Source organism: Neisseria sp. P0021.S006 (genome assembly GCF_051956895.1).
Genome location: NZ_JBQCWZ010000980.1, coordinates 1 through 547, shown reverse-complemented (window position 1 = coordinate 547; position 547 = coordinate 1). Strand labels below are relative to the sequence as shown.

The following is a 547-nucleotide window of genomic DNA, read 5'->3' as shown; positions in this document are numbered from 1 at the left end:
AGTTACCAAAGACAAAAAAGCAGCCGACCAGCTGACTGCCAAACAAAAAGAGCGTGCCGAGCGCAAATTGGCCGAGAAAAAAGCGGCTGAAGCCAAAAAGCAAAACAAGCCGACACCTGAACAAATCCTCAACAGCGGCAGCATCGAAAAAGCACGTAAAGCAGCAAATACCTCTGCAACAAAAGAAAGCAGCAACTCTGTAAGTAAACAGTCAACAGAAAAAGCCGAAACAGCTGCTAACAGCGGTAAAAAAGCCTTCCTGCAACTTGGTTCATATGCAGACCGCTCCAGCGCAGACTCACAACGTGCAAAACTGGCTATTTTAGGTGTTTCTTCCAGAGTGGTTGAATCGCAAAACGGCGACAAAACCATTTACCGAGTTCAAAGCAACACCATGCCGCAGGAAGCCGCTATAAAACTGCAAAAAAACCTGCAAGGCCATAATATCAACAGCTTGATTCGTTCTAGCAAATAATGGAATCACTGATGAAGCAGCGTATAAAACAAACCATTGCCGCACTCAGCCTGAGCCTGCTCAGTCTGAGTG

Annotated in this window: 1 protein-coding gene; it reads left to right on the top strand. The window is 46.1% G+C overall.

The genetic code is table 11. The features are described 5' to 3' along the window. Positions 1-475 (top strand): SPOR domain-containing protein (locus tag ACTHUM_RS18265; RefSeq protein ID WP_440403717.1); only part of this gene is annotated, 475 nt, incomplete at its 5' end. Between the last annotated feature and the right edge of the window lie 72 nt (positions 476-547).